At 28.2% G+C, this 21,888-nt stretch carries 21 protein-coding genes; 18 read left to right on the top strand and 3 right to left on the bottom strand.

Going from position 1 to position 21,888, the window contains the following annotated elements; all coding sequences use genetic code 11:
* Positions 1 to 202: 202 nt before the first annotated feature.
* Entirely contained in the window at positions 203 to 1,198 is a 996-nt protein-coding gene (locus QZU90_RS02255) for an NAD-dependent epimerase/dehydratase family protein (protein WP_296855293.1), read from the top strand.
* A gap of 178 nt (positions 1,199 to 1,376) precedes the next feature.
* On the opposite strand, the gene QZU90_RS02250 is transcribed toward QZU90_RS02255, so the two are convergent.
* The gene (locus tag QZU90_RS02250; protein ID WP_295607497.1) at positions 1,377 to 1,874 is read right to left on the bottom strand and encodes a zinc ribbon domain-containing protein; all 498 of its coding nucleotides are present in this window, start codon (positions 1,872 to 1,874) and stop codon (positions 1,377 to 1,379) included.
* A gap of 157 nt (positions 1,875 to 2,031) precedes the next feature.
* Complete coding sequence (locus tag QZU90_RS02245) at positions 2,032 to 2,448, bottom strand: DUF3795 domain-containing protein (protein ID WP_296855291.1); 417 nt, start codon at positions 2,446 to 2,448, stop codon at positions 2,032 to 2,034.
* A 227-nt stretch (positions 2,449 to 2,675) separates the two neighbouring features.
* On the opposite strand from QZU90_RS02245, the gene QZU90_RS02240 reads away from it, so the two are divergent.
* From QZU90_RS02240 to QZU90_RS02230, 3 genes are all read left to right on the top strand, one after another.
* Positions 2,676 to 3,413 carry a thermonuclease family protein gene (locus tag QZU90_RS02240; RefSeq protein ID WP_295607502.1) on the top strand — a complete coding sequence of 246 codons (738 nt, stop codon included), beginning with the start codon at positions 2,676 to 2,678 and terminating at the stop codon, positions 3,411 to 3,413.
* A gap of 146 nt (positions 3,414 to 3,559) precedes the next feature.
* On the top strand, positions 3,560 to 3,883 hold the full coding sequence (locus QZU90_RS02235; RefSeq protein ID WP_295607504.1) for a carboxymuconolactone decarboxylase family protein: 324 nt from the start codon (positions 3,560 to 3,562) through the stop codon (positions 3,881 to 3,883).
* A 37-nt stretch (positions 3,884 to 3,920) separates the two neighbouring features.
* The gene (locus QZU90_RS02230; protein ID WP_296855288.1) at positions 3,921 to 4,241 is read left to right on the top strand and encodes a carboxymuconolactone decarboxylase family protein; all 321 of its coding nucleotides are present in this window, start codon (positions 3,921 to 3,923) and stop codon (positions 4,239 to 4,241) included.
* Positions 4,242 to 4,297: 56 nt separating this feature from the next.
* Here QZU90_RS02230 and QZU90_RS02225 read toward each other — a convergent pair whose 3' ends face one another.
* A complete protein-coding gene (locus QZU90_RS02225) occupies positions 4,298 to 4,837 on the bottom strand; it encodes a TIGR00730 family Rossman fold protein (protein ID WP_295607510.1) in 540 nt (179 codons plus the stop codon).
* Between the two features lie 757 nt (positions 4,838 to 5,594).
* Here QZU90_RS02225 and QZU90_RS02220 point away from each other — a divergent pair.
* From QZU90_RS02220 to QZU90_RS02155, 14 genes are all read left to right on the top strand, one after another.
* Positions 5,595 to 6,788 carry a glycosyltransferase gene (locus tag QZU90_RS02220; protein WP_296855285.1) on the top strand — a complete coding sequence of 398 codons (1,194 nt, stop codon included), beginning with the start codon at positions 5,595 to 5,597 and terminating at the stop codon, positions 6,786 to 6,788.
* A 150-nt stretch (positions 6,789 to 6,938) separates the two neighbouring features.
* Positions 6,939 to 7,409: an MGMT family protein gene (locus tag QZU90_RS02215; protein ID WP_296855283.1), complete on the top strand. Its 471-nt coding sequence runs from the start codon at positions 6,939 to 6,941 to the stop codon at positions 7,407 to 7,409.
* A gap of 100 nt (positions 7,410 to 7,509) precedes the next feature.
* Complete coding sequence (locus QZU90_RS02210) at positions 7,510 to 7,989, top strand: GNAT family N-acetyltransferase (protein ID WP_296855281.1); 480 nt, start codon at positions 7,510 to 7,512, stop codon at positions 7,987 to 7,989.
* Positions 7,990 to 8,371: 382 nt separating this feature from the next.
* Entirely contained in the window at positions 8,372 to 9,682 is a 1,311-nt protein-coding gene (locus QZU90_RS02205) for a uracil-xanthine permease family protein (protein ID WP_296855279.1), read from the top strand.
* Between the two features lie 243 nt (positions 9,683 to 9,925).
* On the top strand, positions 9,926 to 11,248 hold the full coding sequence (locus tag QZU90_RS02200) for a UDP-glucose/GDP-mannose dehydrogenase family protein (RefSeq protein ID WP_296855277.1): 1,323 nt from the start codon (positions 9,926 to 9,928) through the stop codon (positions 11,246 to 11,248).
* A gap of 258 nt (positions 11,249 to 11,506) precedes the next feature.
* Positions 11,507 to 13,570 (top strand): glycosyltransferase, encoded by a 2,064-nt coding sequence (locus tag QZU90_RS02195; RefSeq protein ID WP_296855275.1) that lies wholly within the window; start codon positions 11,507 to 11,509, stop codon positions 13,568 to 13,570.
* An 8-nt stretch (positions 13,571 to 13,578) separates the two neighbouring features.
* Positions 13,579 to 15,021 (top strand): glycosyltransferase, encoded by a 1,443-nt coding sequence (locus QZU90_RS02190; RefSeq protein WP_296855273.1) that lies wholly within the window; start codon positions 13,579 to 13,581, stop codon positions 15,019 to 15,021.
* 312 nt (positions 15,022 to 15,333) lie between these two features.
* Positions 15,334 to 16,155, top strand: a complete 822-nt coding sequence (locus QZU90_RS02185; protein WP_296855272.1) for a glycosyltransferase — start codon at positions 15,334 to 15,336, stop codon at positions 16,153 to 16,155.
* A gap of 18 nt (positions 16,156 to 16,173) precedes the next feature.
* A complete protein-coding gene (locus tag QZU90_RS02180; protein WP_296855270.1) occupies positions 16,174 to 17,169 on the top strand; it encodes a hypothetical protein in 996 nt (331 codons plus the stop codon).
* A gap of 89 nt (positions 17,170 to 17,258) precedes the next feature.
* The gene (upp, locus tag QZU90_RS02175) at positions 17,259 to 17,885 is read left to right on the top strand and encodes a uracil phosphoribosyltransferase (protein ID WP_296855268.1); all 627 of its coding nucleotides are present in this window, start codon (positions 17,259 to 17,261) and stop codon (positions 17,883 to 17,885) included.
* A gap of 24 nt (positions 17,886 to 17,909) precedes the next feature.
* A complete protein-coding gene (locus QZU90_RS02170; RefSeq protein WP_296855266.1) occupies positions 17,910 to 19,385 on the top strand; it encodes a hypothetical protein in 1,476 nt (491 codons plus the stop codon).
* 64 nt (positions 19,386 to 19,449) lie between these two features.
* Positions 19,450 to 20,382: a glycosyltransferase family 2 protein gene (locus QZU90_RS02165; RefSeq protein WP_296855264.1), complete on the top strand. Its 933-nt coding sequence runs from the start codon at positions 19,450 to 19,452 to the stop codon at positions 20,380 to 20,382.
* Positions 20,383 to 20,475: 93 nt separating this feature from the next.
* A complete protein-coding gene (locus tag QZU90_RS02160) occupies positions 20,476 to 20,859 on the top strand; it encodes a GtrA family protein (protein WP_296855262.1) in 384 nt (127 codons plus the stop codon).
* Positions 20,860 to 20,879: 20 nt separating this feature from the next.
* Positions 20,880 to 21,764 carry an FkbM family methyltransferase gene (locus QZU90_RS02155; protein ID WP_296855260.1) on the top strand — a complete coding sequence of 295 codons (885 nt, stop codon included), beginning with the start codon at positions 20,880 to 20,882 and terminating at the stop codon, positions 21,762 to 21,764.
* The last annotated feature ends 124 nt before the right edge of the window (positions 21,765 to 21,888 follow it).

Genomic DNA, 21,888 nt, shown 5'->3' with positions numbered 1-21,888 from the left:
CCTATTTATTATTTAAATTTAATTAAATTTACTTAATTAATTCTTAGTTAATTGCGTCTAATTGTTCCCATCCCCTTAAAATTTTTTTCATATTGAATAATTTTATTAATAATAAAAACATATCCTATAACATATAAACAGTTAAAATTATTTTTAATTAATTTAAACAAATTTAACAACTATTAACTATGAAGTGATTTTTATGTCTAAATATAATGAATATCAAGATAAAACCATATTAGTAACTGGTGGAGCAGGTTGTGTTGGAAGTAACTTAACAAGAAGATTAGCAGAATTAGGTGCAGAAAAAGTGATTATACTCGACAATATGTCTTCCGCTTATGAATGGAATGTGCCAACAAATGAAAATGTAGAGCTCATTCAGGGGGACATTTTGGATGATGAAGAGCTAAAGAGAGTATTTAAAATGAAACCTGATTATGTTTTCCATTTAGCTGCTCACTTTGCTAACCAAAACAGTGTTGACAATCCTGAAACAGATTTAATGGTAAATGGTATTGGTATCTTGAAAGTTCTTCAATATGCTCAACTTACTGGTGTTGAAAGATTTGTATATTCCTCTTCTGGTTGTGGAGTATACGGTTTAGACTCTAAAATGCCATTTGAAGAACATGACATTTCTATTTCATTGCACACTCCTTACCAAGTAACTAAATTGCTTGGTGAATTATATACCAATTATTTCCATAACTTATATGACATGCCTATTGTAAATGCAAGATTCTTCAATGTATTCGGTCCTGGGGAAGTTCCTGGAAAATACAGAAATGTTATTCCTAACTTCTTCTACTGGTCTATGACTAAACAGGCATTGCCTATTACCGGTGATGGATCTGAAACAAGAGACTGGACCTTTGTAGGAGATATTGTAAATGGTCTCTTATCAATGGGTGTTGAAGAGGAAGCTATTGGTGAAGCTATTAACCTTGGTTCCGGTAAGGACCATAGGGTTATTGACATGGCAAATAAGGTTAATGAATTAACTGGAAACCCTGAAGGAATCGCTTATGTGGCAAGACGTAATTGGGATGCTAAAACCAAATTGTTGTCTTCCATTGATAAGGCAAAAGACATTCTCGGTTACAAACCAACTGTTTCATTTGATGATGGTTTAGAAAGAGTCTATGGTTGGTTTACAGACAACTGGGAAAACATTGAAAGAGATGCAGAGTTCTGATTATCTCTTTTAATTATTTACTATTTTTTATTTTTTAATTATTTTTTAAAAAGAGTTATTTCAATTATTTTTTCTATTTTTGTTATCAATTTTTTAAAAAGAGTTTTTATCTATTTCTTTTTTAATTATTTTTTAAAAAGAGCTATTTTAATCATATAAAAAAAAGAAAATGGTTTATTTAAAAACCAAATAAACTGGATAAATTACTGGAACCACTCATGTTCATTGCACTTGAATTGTACATTTGAGTCATGTTTGTGGTATTGAATGGATTTAAGATAATGTTCGGATCCATTTGACCAGTGAAAATCAAGAAACCGATTAGAGCAAATTCAGCTATTAAAACAACTAATTGGACTAATCCATGTTTTCTCGCGTTTGAATCTTTTCTTGTTATCAGATAAATGGCAAAAATAAAACCAAGAACACTACCTAATATTGCAAATAAGTAACCTATGATAATCATCCATCTGTAACTTTCTTTTCCGGATGAGAGTTTTTCAGGCATATGATTTAGTTTGACTTCTTGTTTTTTTCCTCCACGTGTAGGAATAAAGAAGACATTGGAATCATCTTCCTCTGCATTGTATTCATCATAGATAGTCCCACAGTAAATGCAGAAATCGGTAGTTCCATCGTTTATTTTTCCACATCTAGGACATTTAATTGGATTCATTTATACCACTATTTTAAATATATTTTAAATTTTTATTATTCTATTAATCTTAATTTGAATTTTTAATATAAGCTTTGTACTATATTATTTAATATTTAATATAATTTATAATTTTTTATTCTATTTTCCCCTTATCTTTTTTTTAGAAATAAGTAAACTATTTACCATCATCTTTTAATCCACATTCGCTGCAGACATGCTCCTGAATGCTTATGATTCCTCCGCAAGACTCACACTTCCAGTTAATGCTGTCTTCCAACATTATCTTATTGATTCCAGTATAGGTGATTCTTTTTGCATTGTCTAATGTGGAAAAATTGTATCTTTTCTTGTAATTCTTATCTTGCTTTTTAATGAGTTTGCAAGGAAATTCACTGCATCTGCCACAATACCTGACTCTTTTTGTTTCAAGACATTTTTTTATTTTGCATTTCAATGCTTTTTTGGTCTTGTTAGGACTATCAATAAGGCATCCTGGACATGGGTTATTCTCTGATAAATGCTTTATGCATAGTTTGCAATTCATACCACAAGGTGCAAACATGATTGTATCAATCTTTTCAGGCATTTTCATTTTCAACACTAGAATTATCTTTTTAATTTATTTTTTAAATTCTTTTTTATTTAATTATTTTTAATTTAATATTTTTTAATTTAATTATTTTTTATTTCTCCTTTTTTATTAATTCTTTTTATAATCTTATTTTCCATTAAAGATAAATTTTATATATTTCCAATAATATAATAGTATTATTTATTTTAGAATAAATTTTTCATTTATTTGAATAAAGGGGGATTAATATGAAGTTAAAAGGTAGAAATTTATTAATCATACTAATTATTTTTATTTTAGGATTTTCCATTATATCTGCAGGATCAGCTTATACTGGAACTGGATTCACTCATGATATTCCTTTTTCCAAATATTCTGATTTGTCCAATGATGATATCTTAAAGAAATATGATGATACAGATTGCCAGCCGGAATTCACTGGTTTGTGCACTTATGTAACTGATGGTGACACCATTGAAGTCGATGGACTTGGAAAGGTGCGTTTTGTGGGAGTGAACACTCCGGAAAGAGGAGTGGAAGGTTATATCTGCTCTAAACGTTTTGTTCAGAAATTTTGCTTGAACAAGGAAGTGAGCTTGGATATTGATGATTCAAAGTACACAGATAAATATGGCAGATACTTGGCTGTTGTCATTGTAGACGGCAAGAACCTAAATGAAATGCTTTTGAAGGAAGGGCTTGCTGAAGTCATGTATATTCCTCCAAGTGAGTTCTATCCATATGATTGGGCACCTAATTCAGATGGATACTCAAAGTATGTAAGTTCATACAGCTCTTCAAACAGCGGCAGTTCTTCATCCAGTTCAGATTCTGGATCTTATATAGCAAGTGCAAACAGCCATAAGTTCCATTACACTACCTGTAGGTGGGGTAAAAAGATTTCTGAAAAGAATAAGGTCACTTTCAATAGCAGATCTGATGCAATTAGCCAAGGTTACGAACCATGTAAGGTTTGCCAACCTTAATTGCTTTTACTATAGTTATAGTGATAAAAACAATAAGTATTAGTTACTTTTTAGCATAATCAAGTGACAAAAGCATTAAATATTTTTTAAAATAAATTATTATTATCTATTATTATTTAAAAAGACTATTTTTTGGAGTTTTTACAATGAAAGAGGAAGTGTTTTACGGTAAAGGCATGGGAAAATTAAAAGAGGAAGATGAAGATTTATACCAAGCTATTGTAGCATTAAATGATGCTGTATGGAATGGAAAGGCATTGGATTACAAGACTCAAAAGTTGATAGCTATTGGAATTGCAGCTTCCAATGCAGACAGCCGTGCAACTGAAAAGCAGATCATGAGTGCTAAAAAGGAATTGGGTGTCACTCGTGATGAAGTTGTGGATGTTTTGAAAGTTGTATTGTTGACTTCAGGCATGCAACCATTCAATAAGGCTTTGCAAATAGCTAATAAAGTCTTCGAAGAGTAATTTAATAGTTTATTATTTTTTTTTAGGTTGTAAAATTATGGGTGAAAAGGTATTTTACGGCAAAGGCATTCGCAGAATTAAAAAAGAGGATTCTGAACTATATGATTCAATTGAAAATTTAGATAAGAATGTTTGGAATGCCAATGCTTTGGATTACAGGACTCAAAAGTTAATAGCTATTGCAATCTCTGCAACTAAACCTGAAAGCTCTTCATTCTTAAAACAGGTTTCTAAAGCTAAAAAGGAACTTGACATCAGTCGTGATGAAATGATGGATGTTTTAAAGGTAGTTCTTTTAACTTCAGGTATGCAGCCATTCAATAAGGCTTTAGAAGTGGTTAATAAATTGTATGATTGATTTTTTTATTTTTATTTTTAGATTAATTTTTTGCTATTTTTTTTACTTTTTTTAAATTATTCTTTTTCCAAAAGCTCAAAAACTCTTTCAATTGAATCAGCTATTTTAAAGGTGTTCTTATCAATCTCTTCTCTAACGACTCCTTCTTCCAACATAAAATCAAGCATTTCTAACATAGGGTCATAATAATCGAAGAGATTAAAGAGGATTATCTTTTTGTTGTGCTGTTTTAATTTCTTCAACACAATGATTTCAAAGAATTCATCAAGGGTTCCTATTCCACCAGGGGCTATTATGAAAGCATCTGAATTTTTTAAAAATAGCTTTTTTCTCTCATCCATGGATTCTGTGTAAATGAATTCATCGCAATCTCTACAGATTCCTTCAAAATCTTCCATCCATTCCGGTGCAATTCCTATAACTTTTCCATTATTGTCTATTGCTCCTTTTGAAACAGCACCCATAACCCCTGTAGATCCTCCACCAAATACAAGAGTATGTCCTCTTTTAGCTATTTCCTCTCCTAATTTGTATGATTCTTCAGTATATTTGGATTTTATTTGAGTGCTTCCAGCACCATAAAGACAAATTCTCATATTATCACAATTATTATTTTTAAAATGAATAGATATTTATTATTGTATGTTTAATTAATAAAAAAGCTATAGAAAAATTATAATTAAAGTATAAAAATAGTATAATTTATTATTAAAGGAAAGTAATGTTCCTTTAATAATCCCATTTTCAAGAAAATATTTTAAATAATAATTTCTAGATAATACTTAGTATTATCAATTAATATTTTACTATTTTTAATATTTAAACATTTGCTAGATATTAAAGTTAAATTAAACCATTTTAGCCCATTTTTTAATTTACTAAACTAGTTAAATAAAGTAGAGGAAATTCACTCCAAAGAAATCTAACTTTAGTTTTTTTTTAAGAAATTAATTATTTAATTAGGAGGATAATTAATTTCAAAACTTCGACAAAGTAAAAGAAAAATTCTTTGAATGAAATCTGGGAATTGATTTCAATGATTAAAAGGAATATTTCTTTAACCGAAATTTTAATATTATCACCTCCAAAATTTTCTCGAAAATGGGTGATTTTTTAATGGAGTGAAAAAACCTCTAAAATTAAATTATCTTTGTTTGTTTATAAAATAATAGGAAAATTAGAGGTTAATGTTGATTTAAACTTGGCATATTGTTTTTATTTCGTTATAACATTGATTTAAGATTAGAAAATCAATTTTTAATTAGAAATTTATTTTTTATAATTCTTTATCTATTTAAATAAAAAATTACATATAAATAAATAATAATTCTTTTTTGGAAATTTGGTGAGTTTATGAAAATATTAGTAGTTCAAGAATCAGACTGGTTAAAGAGGAATCCACATCAGCAACACCATTTGATGGACCGTATGGTACTGCGTGGACATGAAGTGAAAGTTATAGATTATCCTATTGATTGGCCAAAAGAGGATCCTGATGGATTCATGTTCAAAAGGGAAGTTCATGACAATGTATTCAAAGTAAAGCCAGAAGCAGACATTCAAGTAATCAGGCCTTCTTTCATTAAAAAACCAGTTTTAAACTACATGTCATTATATTATACTCATAAAAAGGAAATCAAAAGGCAAATTGAAGAATTCAAGCCAGATGTAATCATGGGATTGGGTTTGCTTAATGCTTATTCCGCTTCAAAGCTTGCAAATAAACATAATATTCCATTTGTATACTACTTGATTGATGTGCTATATGCACTTATTCCAGAAAAGACATTTCAGTCATTTGGAAAGAAAGTCAACATCAAGGCAATAGAACGTTCTGACCTTGTAATTACTATCAATCAAAAGCTTAAAGAACTGGCAATGGATTTGGGTGCTAATCCAAATGAAACCATTTTAATTGATGCTGGAATTGATTTAAATGACTTTGACCCTCAACTTGATGATTCAAATATAAGGGATATGTATAACATCGATAAAAATGACACAGTTCTATTCTTTATGGGGTGGATCTATGAATTTGCAGGCATGAAGGAATTGGCTATGGAACTTGGAAAAAATAAGGAAAAGTATCATAACATGAAGATTCTCATTGTAGGTGATGGTGATGCCTATGACAAGATGGTTAAAATTAAAGAGGAGTATGACCTTGGTGACCAATTGATTCTCACTGGAAAGCAACCTTATGAAATGATTCCTGAGTTTTTGGCTTCTGCAGATTTCTGTCTTCTTCCAGCTTATATCGATGAGGAAATCATGCAGGATATCGTTCCAATAAAGCTTTATGAGTATTTGGCTATGGAAAAGGTGGTTATAGCAACAGAGCTTCCTGGAATTTCTAAAGAGTTTGGTTATGGAAACGGAATTGAGTATGTTCAAAAGGCAGAGGAAGTTTTAGAGACTGCTCAAAGGATTCTTGATGAAGGAAAATATGAAGAGATTTCCAAAAAAGGAAGGGAATATGTAAAGTCAAATGATTGGGAAGCAATCACCGATAAATTTGAAAATGCTTTGAATGACTTGGTCGAGTAATAATAGTTTTAAGATATAAGAACAAGTAGAAATCTTTATAACCCATTAAGTTCAATTAAGATTTACACATAAATTTTTTAACTTTTTGAAGTGATGTTAAATTATTTTAAAAATTTTTGTTTTAACTGAAAAGTTCTAATTGGTGATATTATGGCGAGAAAAACTTTTAATGAAAAACTTAACGATTCTAAAGACATGCCTAAAATTATTAAAGTTACAGATGAGAAATCCATTGAACGTTATGGTGGAGAGGATATGCTGATTGCTCCTCCATTTGAGTATAATGAAATCATGGCTAAGATTCCTAAGGGAAAACTGATTACTACAGGCCAAATTAGAGAATTTTTAGCAAAGAAACATGGTGCTGAATTTACTTGTCCGTTGACTGCAGGTATTTTCATTTCTTTAGCTGCTCAAGCAAGTGAGGAAAGAGAGGATAATAAGATACCATTTTGGAGAACTCTTAAAAAGGATGGGGAATTGAATCAGAAATATCCTGGAGGAGTGGAATATCAAAAGGAAATGCTTGAATATGAGGGCCATAGCTTCATTACAAAGGGAAGAAAGAATATAAGATATTTTGTTGAAGATTATGAAGATAAATTATTTGAGTTAGAATAACCTTTTAGTTATTTTAACTAATTTTTATATTTGATTGGATAATTAATTTTTTATATTTTGATTTAACTAATTTTTACCATTAAATAATTGGAGACTGTTTATGCCGGAATTAACATTTAGAAATGCAGAAGAAAAAGATGTTCCTTTAATATTGGAATTTATCAAGAAATTAGCTGATTATGAGCATCGTTTAGATGAGGTTATAGCTACTGAAGAGGCATTGAAGTATTGGATTTTCGATAAGAATCAAGCTGAAGTCATTTTTGCTCTTGAAGATGGAAAGGAAATAGGGTTTGCATTTTTCTTCTTAAGCTTTTCAACTTACATTGCCAATGTCAATATGCACCTTGAAGACCTTTTCATAGACCCTGAATATCGTGGGAAAGGTTATGGTAAGGCATTGTTAAGGGAACTTGCTAAGATTGTAAAGGAAAGAGGTTATGGAAGATTTGAATGGACTTGTCTTGAATGGAATGAACCAAGCAAGGAATTCTATAAATCCCTTGGGGCGGAAGAAAAGGATTGGGATGTTTTCCATTTTACAGGAAAATCCTTAGATGATTTTGTTAATGAAGATTAATTCTTTTCAATTCTAAATTCCTTTATTCTTTTACTTTTTACAATCTTTATTTTCTATTTTTACTTTTATTTTTAAAATTATTCATTTTTTAATTATTTATATTTAATAATTAATCAATAGTTCATTTTTTCCATTATTTTATTTTTGATAATTAATCAATAGTTCATTTTTTAATAATTTTCTTACTATTTTTTATAAAAAATTCATTTATTTTATTGAAAAACACACTCTGTTCAAAAGTTTTAAAAAAGTTTTAATAATGGGATTAATAAATATAAATTTGATAATAAATTAATTAATAAATTTTGAATTAATTTATTTCTTTTTTATAATTTTTATTAATTAATTAAATTATTAACTCTTTAGTTTATAGTGTGATATAATGAGTGAAAATGATAGTGATATGATTTATGGTTTATGGGATAAACCTCCTATTTTTGAGTTGATTTTATTATCCCTTCAACGTTTATGCGCTATTTTTGGTGCTACAATCTTAGTACCAATTGTAGTAAACACCACTGTTGGCGAACCTGTGCTATCTGTTCCAGTTGCTTTGATTGCTTCAGGGATAGGTACACTTATTTATGTAATTGTTACACGGAATAGAAGTCCAGTATATCTGGGAAGTTCATTTGCTTTTATTGCTCCTATGATTGCAGGATTTGCTATTGGAGGTAAGTCAAGTATTTTCTCAGCTTTAATGGTTGTAGGTTTAGTGTATATGGCTATTGCTATAATCATCAGAATTACTGGTAATGAATGGATTAACAAGTTACTTCCTCCAGTAATTGTAGGTCCTATGATTATGGTTATCGGTTTATGTTTAGCTCCTACTGCAATTCAGGAAATCGGTCTTGATCAAGCTGTAGTTCCAATCAATAACCTTATTGTTGCACTTGTTGCATTCTTGACAACTGCTGTAATAGCTATTCGTGGTAGAGGAATGCTTAAGGTTATTCCTTTCTTGATTGGTATTATTGTATCATATGCTGTAGCAGCTTGCTTAGGTATGGTTGACTTCTCAGGATTCTTTGCAGCTAGCTTATTTGAAATTCCTGATTTCTATATGCCATTTATAAACTATAGCTTCAATCCTGCAGCTCTTTTGACAATTGTTCCAATCGCTCTTGTAACTATGGTAGAGCATGTAGGGGACCATAAGGTATTAGGTGAAATCATTGGTCGTGACTTGATTTCTGATCCTGGTTTAAACAAAACCCTTTTTGGTGATGGTCTTGCTACTTTCGTTGCAGCATTCATTGGTGGTCCTGCAAACACAACTTATGGTGAAAACACTTCAGTTGTAGGTTTAACTAGAGTTGCATCCATTTATGTAATCGGTTTGACTGCAGTATTTGCAATTCTCTTTGCATTCTCTGGACATTTAACTGCACTTCTTGCAGCTATGCCTAACCCTGTAATCGGTGGTGTAGCTATTCTCCTTTACGGTTTCATTGCAGTTAATGGGGTAAAGCTCTTGATTCAAGAGGAAGTGAACTTCAACAACAACAAGAACATTGTTGTAGCAGCTACCATGTTGGTTTTAGGTTTAGGTGGAGCTACCTTATCTATCGTTCAAGGTGACTTGTCAGTTTCCATTTCAGGTATGGCTCTTGCAGCAATCGTTGGTGTAATACTCAATTTACTTATTCCAGAAAGAAAAGAGGATAATGAATTCACTGAAGTTCATTAAGATAATGAATTCACTGAAGTTCATTAATCTCTTTTTTTCTTTTTTTTTAAAATTATTATTTTTCTTAAATCTAAAAAACTTTCTCATCTGAATCTGCTTTTTTTATTTATTTTTTCATTTCTTTTTTTAAAATTTTAATTAACTTATTTAATAAATAATCTATAAAAAATTTTATATGTTTTTAAATCAAATATTATAATAATATAATTAATTTTTTTATTATTTTATTTTTTCGGTGATTTAATGCGTATAACTGTAATTGGAACTGGCTATGTTGGCCTTGTAACTGGTGCATGCTTTTCAAAAATGGGAAATAAGGTCTATTGCGTAGATATTGTAGAAGAAAAGATAAATAACCTTAAAAAAGGAATCTTGCCTATTTTTGAACCTCATTTAGGAACTATGGTTATTAATGGTCAAGAGAAAGGAGACTTGGTTTTCACAACTGACATTAAGGAAGCTTTAGATGATTCCAATATCATTTTCATTGCTGTTGGAACTCCTATGGCTGAAGATGGCAGTGCTAATCTAGATTATATATTCTCAGCTGCAACAGATATTGCAAATAACATTTCCCATGATTCCTTGGTTGTTATTAAGTCAACTGTTCCTATAGGTACTGGTTATAAGGTTAAGAATCATATCGAATGCATACTCAAGGAAAACAATTCTCCTGTTAAAATCAGCATTGCATCAAATCCGGAATTCCTAAAAGAGGGAAGGGCTATTGAGGATTGCATGCATCCTGATCGTGTGGTTATTGGTGCTGAAGATGATGAAGTTTTTGAGACTTTAAAGGATTTGTACCAGTCATTTGTTCTTAATCATGATAGGTTTGTATTGATGGATATAAAATCTGCTGAAATGACTAAATATGTTGCCAATGCAATGCTTGCTACTAAAATATCTTTTATGAATGAAATAGCTAATATTTGTGAGGTTACCGGTGCAAATGTTCAGAAAGTGCGCTTAGGAATAGGTTCAGACAGAAGAATAGGTTATGATTTCATTTATGCAGGTTGTGGATATGGTGGAAGCTGTTTCCCAAAGGATGTTCAAGCTTTAATAAACACATCCCAATCACACGGATATTTCCCAAGGATTTTGTCAAATGTTGAAGAGGTCAATAAAGATCAAAAGATGGTATTGGTAAACAAGGTAGTAGATAGATTCGGTGATGATTTATCAGGTCTTACTTTTAGCATTTGGGGTCTTTCATTCAAACCAGGAACTGATGATGTACGTGAAGCCACATCAATCATTGTAATTTCAGAACTTATTAAAAGAGGAGCTAAAATCAAGGCATATGACCCTCAAGCTACTGCAGAGTTCAAAAGAGTTATTGATGATGAGTATTTAAGTTCTATTGAGTTTACTGAAAATAGATATGATGCTTTAGATGGGTCTGATGCTCTTATTTTAATCACTGAATGGAAAGAGTTCAGATATCTTGATTTTGAATTGTTTGAAGAGAAATTAAATCAAAAGATCATATTTGATGGAAGAAACATTTATGATAAGAAAATAGAAAAATTAGGATTTGAATTGTTCCAGATTGGTTGTTGATTCCAAGAATTTTGCGGGGATTCATCATATTATTGTTGTTTTTAAAAGAAATTGCAAACAATACATTTTTAGAATTATTACATGATAAAAACATAACCTTTTAATTTTAGTTTATGGGAAAAATTAACTCGTTTTATGCTGCAAAATACAGATTTATTGAATGGATATAAATATTTTAAATTTTAAAAATCTTTAAATATTATATTTTATATATAATATCATTATATATGAATGTATTTTTGTTTTTTGGGTGATTGTATGGTTAATGTTTCAGTGATTATGCCAGTGTATAATGATGCTTCCCGTCTTGAAAAATCTATTAATAGTTTCCTTAAACAAACTTTAATTGAAAAAGAGTTAATATGTGTTAATGATGGTTCTACAGACAATTCTTTAGAAGTGTTAAATGAGTTTGCTGAAAAGTATGAATCTATTAAAGTTTTCTCTCAAGAGAATCAGGGATCAGGTAAAGCAAGAAATTTGGGGATTACTGAAGCAAAGGGGCAATATATTGGTTTTTTAGATGCTGATGATTTTTTTATAGATGATGATGCTTTAGAGAAATTATATGAGGAAGCAAATAATAATGATGCAAATTTAGTTACTGGAAATATTAAATTAGTAAATGAAAAAGATGAGTTTTCTCCATTTGCAAATTTTAAATATTATGAAGATTATGAATCATTTGAACCTCAAGAGTATGGAATTCCTTGGTCTTTTTATAAGAACATATATAAAAAAGATTTTTTAATTTCTAATTCCATATTTTTCCCAGATTTATTAAGAGGGCAGGATCCGGTTTTTTTAGCTGAAGTTTTAGCTAATCTGGATATGATTTTTGCAGTACCTACAGATGTTTATGCTTATTTTTATGTTAATGGTGCTAATCAATGTAATACGTATAAAAAACGTTATGATCATATGATGCATTATAAAATGGTTTTTGATTATCTAAAAGATTCAAAATTTGATGAAATTAATCATTTATTTAGATATGAAATGATGGGATTTATTAATTTTATAGGGCCTGATGGTGCTAGTGATATTTTAAATGCTTCAAGAGAAATTTTTTCTAAGGATTCTAAGTTGTTAAGAGATTTTGAAGATATTTTTTATTTTAAATATAAAAATAATGAAAATTTAAAAGATTTAGTTAATTTCACTCAAAATCCTGAAAAACCAAGAATATCAGTTGTAATTCCTATTTATAATGTAGAACAGTATCTTGAAGAGGCAATTTCTAGTCTTTTACGTCAAACATTCATTGATTTTGAGCTTCTTTGTGTAAATGATGGATCTCCAGATAATTCTTTAGCTATTTTGGAAGATTTTTCAAAAAAAGATTCTCGTGTAAAAATTATTAATAAAGAAAATGGAGGATGTGGTTCTGCTAGAAATAGAGCATTAGAAGAAGCTTCTGGAGAATATGTCTATTTTTTCGACCCTGATGATTATGTTTTGCCTAACACACTTGAAGATTTGTATATAAATGCATTATTAAATGAATCAGATTTGGTTATTTTTAAAATAGCTAGATTCATTGATGGGCAGGATATCGAGTATGATTCTCCATATTTTGATTTTGATAATGTTTTTAAAGGAGTAAATTTTAATAGATTCACTTTCGATTATCATGATGCGAAACATTATGTTATGAATGCTGCTTTTGCCCCATGGTCTAAATTATATAAAAAATCATTTATAGATAAGTATGATGATTTTCGTTTTGATTTGGGGGTTGCTTTTGATGATGTTCCATTCCATGTAAAATCTATGTTAAGAGCAAAAAGGATTTCTTTCGTACCCAAATTTTTATATCATTATAGATATGTAAATCCTACTTCTGTTAATCACACATCTACAAAAAATAAAGATATTTTTAAGATTTTTGATTTAGTTGAAGACTTTTTAAAGAAAAATGGATATTTTGAAGAATTAAAAGAAGAATACTATACATTTTGTTTAACTCATACTTCTTATTATATAATTCCTTCTAATTCTGAGGAATATTTTAAATTAGCTAAAGAGAAATATGAAAGTATAGATTATCAATATGTTGCAAACCTTTCACAATATATGCAAAAGATTTATGAATATGTTCTTATTTCAGAGAATCTTAGAGAATATAAATTAAGATTAGATTATTATCTGGCTTCTGATAAGAATTTAAGATTAAATAAACGTATTGAACGTTTAGAAGCTGAAAATAAAAAGTTTAAAAAAGAAATTTCTTCATCAAAAAAGTTTAAAAAAGAAATTCTTTCATCAAAAAGCTGGAAATTAACTAAACCCCTAAGAAAAATTAAAAAATTAATCAAATAGTTAAGGTTGTGCTTATCATTAAAAATAAAATAATGTCTAAATTTTTATCTAACAGTAATCAATTTAAATATTATAAAAACAATTTCAATAAATTAAAAAAAGAAAATGGTAAGTTAAAAAAGAGTAATGTTAGTTTAAAGAAGAAGAATTCTAGTTTAAGAAATGAATTAGATTTTTCTAATCAGATTATTAACGATTTAAAAAATTTTTATATTTTAAATAAAGATTCATTAAAAAATAATCAATCTAATTCAAAGAAAAAATTATTGTATGTCTTACATTCAGGGTCTGGAGGAACACCAAAGAATGTTTTTGATATTTCAAAGAATATTACTGTTGATTTTGATATTTATTTATTAACTGCAAATAATGATGATATGATATTATATCACTTTATTGGCAATGAATTTAGAAAGATAAATGAATGGACTTTATATAGTGGATGGTATATTGAAAAAACATATATCATGGAATATTCCAATATTTATCTTAATATTCTAATAAATTATTCTATTGATATGGTTCATATTCATCATTTACTGTTCCATACATTTGATTTGCCTAGATTATGTAAAGAGTTGGAAATACCTGTAATTTTATCTATTCATGATCTTTATTTTATTTGTCCTGCTTATACTTTGTTAGATGGTGATTTGAAGTTCTGTCATGGTAAATGCATTAACTCAAGGAGTGAGAAAAATTGTTTCATGCCAATGTCTGATATTTCTAAAATAAAAAATATGAAATCTTTTGTTTACAATTGGAGATATATGGTTTCTCAAATGTTTTCAGATATTTCTTATTTTATAACTCCAACAAATTATATAAAAAATATTCTATTTGAGAATTATGATTTGGATGAAAATAATTTTAGTATTATTGAACATGGTTTGGAATTGAATGAAGTTAAAGAAGAATTATTTGAGATTCCATCTATAGAAGAGCCTACAAAAATTTTATTCCTTGGAAATTTACATCCACAAAAGGGAATTAATATTATTAAAGAATTATATGATATTGATAAAGATTCAAATTTAGAATTTCATTTTTTAGGTTTTACTCCTTCTTATTTAAAGAACATAGGAATTCATCATGGAAAGTATGATTATGAAGATTTATATGAACATATAAAGAATATTAAACCCTCATTTATAGGGATTTTTTCTATTTGTGCGGAATCATTTTCTTTTACTTTATCGGAAGCATGGAATTTTGGAATACCTGTTCTTGTTAGTAAATTAGGTGCTTTAGAAGAAAGAGTTTTGGAGAATGATGGTGGTTGGTTTATAAATATATATGATATGGATGAAACTTATAATATTATTTCCTCCATCATTGGGGATCAGGAAAAATATTGTTCTAAACAAAAGCAAATTCAGAATATTCAATTAAAATCCATTGATTCCATGGTTGAAGATTATTTACAAATTTATAATAACATTAATTATTAGGGTGATTTTATTAAGGATAAATTTTTTTCAAAGATATTATCAAAAAGTGGTCAATTTAAATATTATAAAAAAAACTACTTAAAATTTAAAAAACAGAATAATGCGCTTAAGAAAAAAAATAGAAAACTTAGTGCTGATTTAAAAATCAGTAATGCTAATTTAGCAATTACTGGGAAAAAATTAGGAAAATTCACTAAACCTAAAATAATTGAAAAGTTAAGAAATGAGGAATATGACAATTTAACTATTGCAATAAAATGTCCATCTCCTAAAGGTTCAAATCATTGGGGAGATTATTTCTTTGCAGTTGCGTTGAAAAAAGCTTTTGAAAAAAAAGGTTTTTATGTACTTTTGCATGAAAGGGAAGATTGGTATTCAATAGATGATAAAGTTGATATTAATATAGTCTTAAGAGGATTAGTAGATTTCAGACCTAGTTATGATAAAATTAATATCCTATGGAATATTTCTCACCCTGATATGGTTAGTTTAGAAGAATATGATAAATATGATATATCCTTCATAGCCTCTGAAAAATATGCAAAAATTATAAATAATAAAATTAATACTCCCGTTCTACCTCTTTTTCAATGTACTGATCCAAGTGTATTCTACCATGAAGAATGTGATGAACTTGAAGATGAAATTCTTTTTGTAGGAGTAACACGAGGTGTTTTCAGAGAGATTGTAAGAGATGTTATGGAAACTGATCATAATGTTTCTGTTTATGGTATGGGTTGGGAAAAATTTATTGATAAGGAAAATATTAAAGGGAAATTCATACCTAATAAAGATTTGCATAAAAATTATTCATCTTGTAAAATATTGTTGAATGACCATTGGGAAGATATGAAAATTAAAGATTTCCCATCAAATAGGTTATTTGATGCTTTAGCTTGTGGAACATTTATTATTTCAGATCAAATTCCCTCTGCTATTTCTTTATTTGAAGGTAATATAATCACTTATGACTCAATTGATGATTTGAATAATAAATTGGAATATTTCTTGGCTAATGATGAAGAAAGAGAAAAACTATCTAAGAAAGGTCAGGAAATAGTTTTAAATAATCATACATTTGATAATCGTGTGGATACCATTTTAAAATGTCTAAAGGACCTTTCATTAGAATAATTATTTTAGAGTGGAAAAATGTCATTTAAAGAGAACTTATTAAATAAGAGCAATAGTTATAATTATTATAAGGAAACTACCGAATCTTTATCATTAGAGAATAAAGAATTAAAAGAAATTATAAATCAATTAAAAAAAGATTTAGAAAATAAAGATAAAAATATTTCCCTTTTAAAAGAGGAAATTAAATTATTAAATGATAAAAATGATCATGAAATAGAATTTTTAGATAGTGTAAGTAATAAAATTAACACTATTCTTTCAGATAGTTTTAATAGATTTAATGATTATAAGAGGATTACTGCAAAAAATGATAAATTTTATAGGCAAATCAATAATGAACTAAAATATGCATTCGTGTTTAATGATACTATAAAGGAGTCAGAATGGTTAATTAAAAAGGATTTTTCATTAGTCAATTCTGCAGCCAATTATTCATTTATGTACTCTCTTTATAGAATATTAAATGATGCTGAACCTAAGAATATTTTGGAATTAGGAATGGGTCAAACAACTAAATTAACTTCACAATTTGCAAATTATTTTAATGATTGTAAATTAACTGTTCTGGAAGGGGATGAAATTTGGATAGAAAATTTCGCTGAACAATTGGTCATTTCTGAGAATATACATATTTGCCATATGGATTTAGAAAATGTTACAATAGATGGTACTTTAAATACTAGATTTAAAGGGGTTTTGGACATTGTTGCCGATGACAAATTTGATTTAGTTATAATTGATGGGCCTCAAGGTTTTGTTGTCGAGAATGGTGTAAGTAAAGAGTTAGATTATTCCAGGTCTAATGTTTTGGAGCTAATTCCAAAAAACCTTGCTGAAGATTTTATAATAATTATTGATGATTTTAATAGGCAAGGTGAACAAAACACTATGTCTATAGTAAAAGAATTGCTTTCTAGAGAGGGTATAGAATTTTATGAATATTCATGCACAGGTCTAAAAAGACAATATGTAATTTGTACAGAAAAATACAGATATGTAACTTGGATATGATTGAATTTTTTTTAATGATATTTTTCAAATAATAACCTATTTAACATATTTATTCCAAATATATTAACAATAATCCTTGGAGACATAATATGAATGAAATTGTTTTGAATCATCCATTAATAACACATAAATTAGGTATTTTAAGAGATGTAAATACTGGTACAAAAGAGTTTAGAGAGCTTGTAACAGAAATTTCCACTCTTTTGTGTTATGAGGCAACTAAAGATGCAAAGCTTGAAGAAACTGAAATTGAAACTCCTCTTGCAAAAATGAAAACCGGTAAGTTAAATGAGGATAATTATGCTGTTGTGCCTATTTTAAGGGCAGGTATGGGTATGGTGGAAGGAATCATAAATGTAATTCCTAACGCTAAAGTAGGTCATATTGGTCTCTATCGTAACGAGGAAACCTTTGAACCTGTTGAATACTACTACAAGATGCCTGATGGAATTGGTGATAGGATAGCTATGATTATCGATCCTATGCTTGCAACTGGTGGAAGTGTATCCGCTACTATAGATAGGCTTAAGGAAGATGGTGTAAAGGCAATTAAGTTTTTATGCATTGTTGCAGCTCCTGAAGGAATTAAAGTCATTGAAACAAACCATCCTGACGTTCAAATCTATTGTGCAGTGGTGGATAAGGGATTAAATGAAAATAAATATATCGTTCCAGGTCTTGGAGATGCTGGAGATAGAATCTACGGTACTAAATAATTTTATTATTAATGGAGGGTTTGAATGTTTGAAACAAAGGAGGCCATTGGAAAAATTTTGTTTATTATAAGTTGTTTCATATGTATATTCATGATTTTTTCACCTTTAGCAAATTCCCTTTTTCATATTGATGAATTCTTCACATTAAGTTTAATAAAATATTCAATCAATAATGCGATTACAATAACTTCTTATGATGTTCATCCTCCATTATATTACATTATCCTTAAAATTGTAACAAAAATATTAACTTTATTAAATATAAATTTTAACACTATTTTTGTTATGAAAATGATGAGTGTTATTCCATATATTTTGATATTGATAATAAGTCTTACAAAAATAAAAAAAGAATATGGTTGGTTAACTGCTGGGCTAATGTCATTTACCGTAGTTGCTATGCCTGAATTTTTTTATAAGTACTTATTCATAAGAATGTATAGTTGGGCTTTGTTCTTTTTATTAATATCCTTTGTATATTTAAAGGATGTTATTACTAAATCAGATATGAAATCATGGATAATCTTCACTGCTTTAACTATATGCTGTGCTTATACCCATTATTTTGCAGCTTTATCCTCTGTAATTATTTATTTGATTTTGTTTGTATACATTCTTTTAAATAAAGACATAGATTATGATAGGTTTTCTGAATTAAAGAAATGGGTCATTTCAGTAATCGTAATTTTCATTTCTTATATACCCTGGGGTTTGATTTTATTAAATCAAATATCCAGAGTCCATCAATCATTTTGGGTTGAACCAGTTACATTTATAACTATTATGGATTCATTATCTTATTTCATGATTCCTATAACTTGTGATGATACATTAAAGATTTTTTCAATCATAATACTTTTTGTTTTAGTGGGAAGCATAATATATTATTATAAGAATCTAAATGAAAAGGACAATATTTACATAGTATTCGGAATTTTCGCTTCATTTGGGACAGTTTTAGCTCTTATCATATTATCTTTAACATATAAGCCGGTTCTTTTACATAGGTATTTGATTCCTGTAATTGCAGTATTCTGGTTTTCAATTTCAATATTTATTAGTAAAATTGAAGAAAAGAGATTATTTGCGATTCTTTTAACTTTGGTATTAATAATGGGTAGCTGTTCTTTATTCTATTCATTTGAAGAAGCTCAAAATCTATCTGAAATTGGTAGTAATAACTGTAAATTTATTGATGGAATAAACAATAATGATTCTGTTATAATTGTAGATGAAATTGAAATTATGCAATTTGGACCTAATTTAAATCATGCAAAAATATATATAAATGCAGATTCTGTCAATGGTGTTTCTTTTGAGGATATGAAAGATGTGATGGATATTCATAAGTTAAAAGATATTAATCAAGTGGTTGAAGAAAATAAAGATAAGAAGATTTATATAATTTTACATAAAAAACGTTCAAACCTTAAATGTGATATTCCTAAAAATAATATATATTATATTGGGTTAAATAATTTTTATGAGTTGGATATATGAGCTATGGTTCTGGTTAGAAATATATTTTGTAAAGAATTAAGAATTGTTTTGGGTAGGAATTTTAATGTTGTTAAGTGTAGTTGTGCCATGTTTTAATGAAGAAAAATCTGTCATCATATTCTTTGATGAGATTTATAAAGTATTGAATGGATTAGACATGGATTGGGAAATAATTTTTATCAATGATGGTTCAAGGGATAATACTTTAGCCAATATAAAAGATTTATCTAATAAACTTAAATCAATAAAATATATTTCATTTTCAAGAAATTTTGGTAAAGAATCTGCCTTATATGCCGGTTTAAAAAAATCAAAAGGAGATTATGTGGTAGTAATTGATGTGGATTTACAGGATCCTCCTAATTTACTTCCAGAAATGTTAAAAATTATTAAAACTGAAGATTATGATATCGTAGCAACAAGAAGAGTCTCTAGAAAAGGGGAACCTGTTATACGTTCTCTTTTTGCAAGATCTTTTTATAAATTAATTAATGCATTGTCTGAAATAAATTTAGTGGATGGTGCTAGGGATTATAGGTTAATGACTAGGCCTGTAGTAGATTCAATTTTAGAATTAGATGAATATAATCGTTTTTCAAAAGGATTATTTGAATGGGTTGGATTTAAGACTAAATGGATTGAATATGAAAATGTTGAAAGGGCAGTTGGTGAAACTAGTTGGTCATTTTGGGGATTATTCAGATATTCCATAGATGCAATAGTAAGTTTTTCCACAATCCCATTATCAATTTCAACATTTTTCGGAGTTTTGTTTTCCCTAATGTCTTTTATATTGATTCTCTTTATTATTATAAAAAATATATTATACAATAACCCTGTACCTGGATGGCCTTCAACTATTTGTATCATATTGCTTATTGGTGGAATTCAGTTATTTTCCATAGGTATTTTAGGCAAATATTTAGAAAAAACATATATTGAAACTAAAAATAGGCCTATTTTTATTATAAAGGAAACAAATATTGATGATGAGTAATTGATTATGTTATTATTTAATCAAGTTGATGATGAGTAATTGATTATGTTATTATTTAATCAATTATGGATATGCATTGGAAATGTAGATATTATGAATCTTAAAAAAGAATTACTAACTTATATAATTTTTGGAATATTAACATCAATAATAAACATAGGAACTTATTTGATATTAACAGATGTTTTTCATGTTTATTATGTATTTTCAAATATTTTTGCTTGGATACTATCTGTATTTTTCGCATATTTCACTAATAGGACATGGGTATTTGAAAGTGAAAATAAAAATATAATCAAAGAAATATCAATGTTTTATTCTGCAAGACTCTTTACAGGAGTTATAGATACATTACTGATGATAGTATTTATTGATGTTTTAAGTTTAGAAAACACATTCTCAAAATTAGTTACTGCAGTTGTAATCATCACATTAAATTATTTGTTTAGTAAAGTCATTATCTTTAAAAAAGTTTAGAATTGTTTTAGAGGTTAATAATGAAAAGAAGTCAAGCTTATTATGAATTTAAACAAGCAATTAAATTATTAAAAGAGCTTTATAATCCCATTTCCTCATTTTTATATTATATAGGGGTTAAGGATAATGTAATTGTCAAATCAAAGAAAATTGGCTCATTTAAATTTGATTCAAGTCAAAGGGACCTATGCCATTCACTGTTATTGGTGTTGCCTTATTTAAAGGATTCTGATAAACAAAAATGTAAGGATTTCTTCAATCAAGCATCTCAAGGAGAAATAGTGGAACTGGAGAAATTTAAGGTTGTTCGTGAAGAATGCGGAATTTTTGCAGAGGAATTCTGTGAATATCCTTATGAGTTTAAAAATATGGAAAAGGGCAAGATAATCCTTGATATTGGATCCAATGTAGGGGATACTGCTTTGGATTTTGCAAGCAAAGGTTTAACTGTATATGGTTTTGAACCCGTAAGAGAATTATATGAATTATCTTTAAAGAATGTTGGATTAAATCCACATCTTAAGGATAAAACCAATTTATTCAACTATGCCGTTTCCTATAAAAAAGGAACAATTTCCATAGATAAAATGGATTCTACTTCAGAGTATATTGATTCTGAAGATTCTTATGAAATTGAAGTCATTACCTTGGAGGATATTTTAAGCAAATTCAATATTAAACCTACACTATTAAAAATGGATTGTGAAGGATGCGAATTTGATATCATCAGAAACACAGATCTAAGTGGTTTTGAAGAAATCATAATGGAACATCATGCAGGGTTAAGAAATGATAATCATGAGGATATTGTAAATATTTTAGAAAAACAAGGTTTTAAAGTAAATGTTGTTCCTCTTTGGACTTTTGATATAGAAGATATTGGAATTATCCACGCATATAAATAATTTTTTTTTAAAAACCAAGTATATATATAAGAAAATAGAGAAATATAAATAGATAATAATTAATCAATATTTCATATTCTTTAAAAATTTTTAAATTCTTTTTGGAATATAATTTGATTAAAAA

The sequence above is a fragment of the uncultured Methanobrevibacter sp. genome, assembly GCF_902784195.1.
Lineage (GTDB): Archaea > Methanobacteriota > Methanobacteria > Methanobacteriales > Methanobacteriaceae > Methanobrevibacter.
This window is presented reverse-complemented; position numbering and strand designations above follow the sequence as displayed.

What these genes read in the sequence shown, in the direction of transcription:
- QZU90_RS02230 (WP_296855288.1), top strand. Translation starts at nt 3,921, where the DNA reads ATGGGTGAAAAGGTATTTTACGGCAAAGGCATTCGCAGAATTAAAAAA.
- QZU90_RS02255 (WP_296855293.1), top strand. Translation starts at nt 203, where the DNA reads ATGTCTAAATATAATGAATATCAAGATAAAACCATATTAGTAACTGGT.
- QZU90_RS02215 (WP_296855283.1), top strand. Translation starts at nt 6,939, where the DNA reads ATGGCGAGAAAAACTTTTAATGAAAAACTTAACGATTCTAAAGACATG.
- QZU90_RS02180 (WP_296855270.1), top strand. Translation starts at nt 16,174, where the DNA reads ATGTCATTTAAAGAGAACTTATTAAATAAGAGCAATAGTTATAATTAT.
- QZU90_RS02240 (WP_295607502.1), top strand. Translation starts at nt 2,676, where the DNA reads ATGAAGTTAAAAGGTAGAAATTTATTAATCATACTAATTATTTTTATT.
- QZU90_RS02225 (WP_295607510.1), bottom strand. Translation starts at nt 4,837, where the DNA reads ATGAGAATTTGTCTTTATGGTGCTGGAAGCACTCAAATAAAATCCAAA.
- QZU90_RS02165 (WP_296855264.1), top strand. Translation starts at nt 19,450, where the DNA reads ATGTTGTTAAGTGTAGTTGTGCCATGTTTTAATGAAGAAAAATCTGTC.
- QZU90_RS02160 (WP_296855262.1), top strand. Translation starts at nt 20,476, where the DNA reads ATGAATCTTAAAAAAGAATTACTAACTTATATAATTTTTGGAATATTA.
- upp (WP_296855268.1), top strand. Translation starts at nt 17,259, where the DNA reads ATGAATGAAATTGTTTTGAATCATCCATTAATAACACATAAATTAGGT.
- QZU90_RS02195 (WP_296855275.1), top strand. Translation starts at nt 11,507, where the DNA reads ATGGTTAATGTTTCAGTGATTATGCCAGTGTATAATGATGCTTCCCGT.
- QZU90_RS02245 (WP_296855291.1), bottom strand. Translation starts at nt 2,448, where the DNA reads ATGAAAATGCCTGAAAAGATTGATACAATCATGTTTGCACCTTGTGGT.
- QZU90_RS02235 (WP_295607504.1), top strand. Translation starts at nt 3,560, where the DNA reads ATGAAAGAGGAAGTGTTTTACGGTAAAGGCATGGGAAAATTAAAAGAG.
- QZU90_RS02200 (WP_296855277.1), top strand. Translation starts at nt 9,926, where the DNA reads ATGCGTATAACTGTAATTGGAACTGGCTATGTTGGCCTTGTAACTGGT.
- QZU90_RS02170 (WP_296855266.1), top strand. Translation starts at nt 17,910, where the DNA reads ATGTTTGAAACAAAGGAGGCCATTGGAAAAATTTTGTTTATTATAAGT.
- QZU90_RS02205 (WP_296855279.1), top strand. Translation starts at nt 8,372, where the DNA reads ATGAGTGAAAATGATAGTGATATGATTTATGGTTTATGGGATAAACCT.
- QZU90_RS02220 (WP_296855285.1), top strand. Translation starts at nt 5,595, where the DNA reads ATGAAAATATTAGTAGTTCAAGAATCAGACTGGTTAAAGAGGAATCCA.
- QZU90_RS02250 (WP_295607497.1), bottom strand. Translation starts at nt 1,874, where the DNA reads ATGAATCCAATTAAATGTCCTAGATGTGGAAAAATAAACGATGGAACT.
- QZU90_RS02155 (WP_296855260.1), top strand. Translation starts at nt 20,880, where the DNA reads ATGAAAAGAAGTCAAGCTTATTATGAATTTAAACAAGCAATTAAATTA.
- QZU90_RS02210 (WP_296855281.1), top strand. Translation starts at nt 7,510, where the DNA reads ATGCCGGAATTAACATTTAGAAATGCAGAAGAAAAAGATGTTCCTTTA.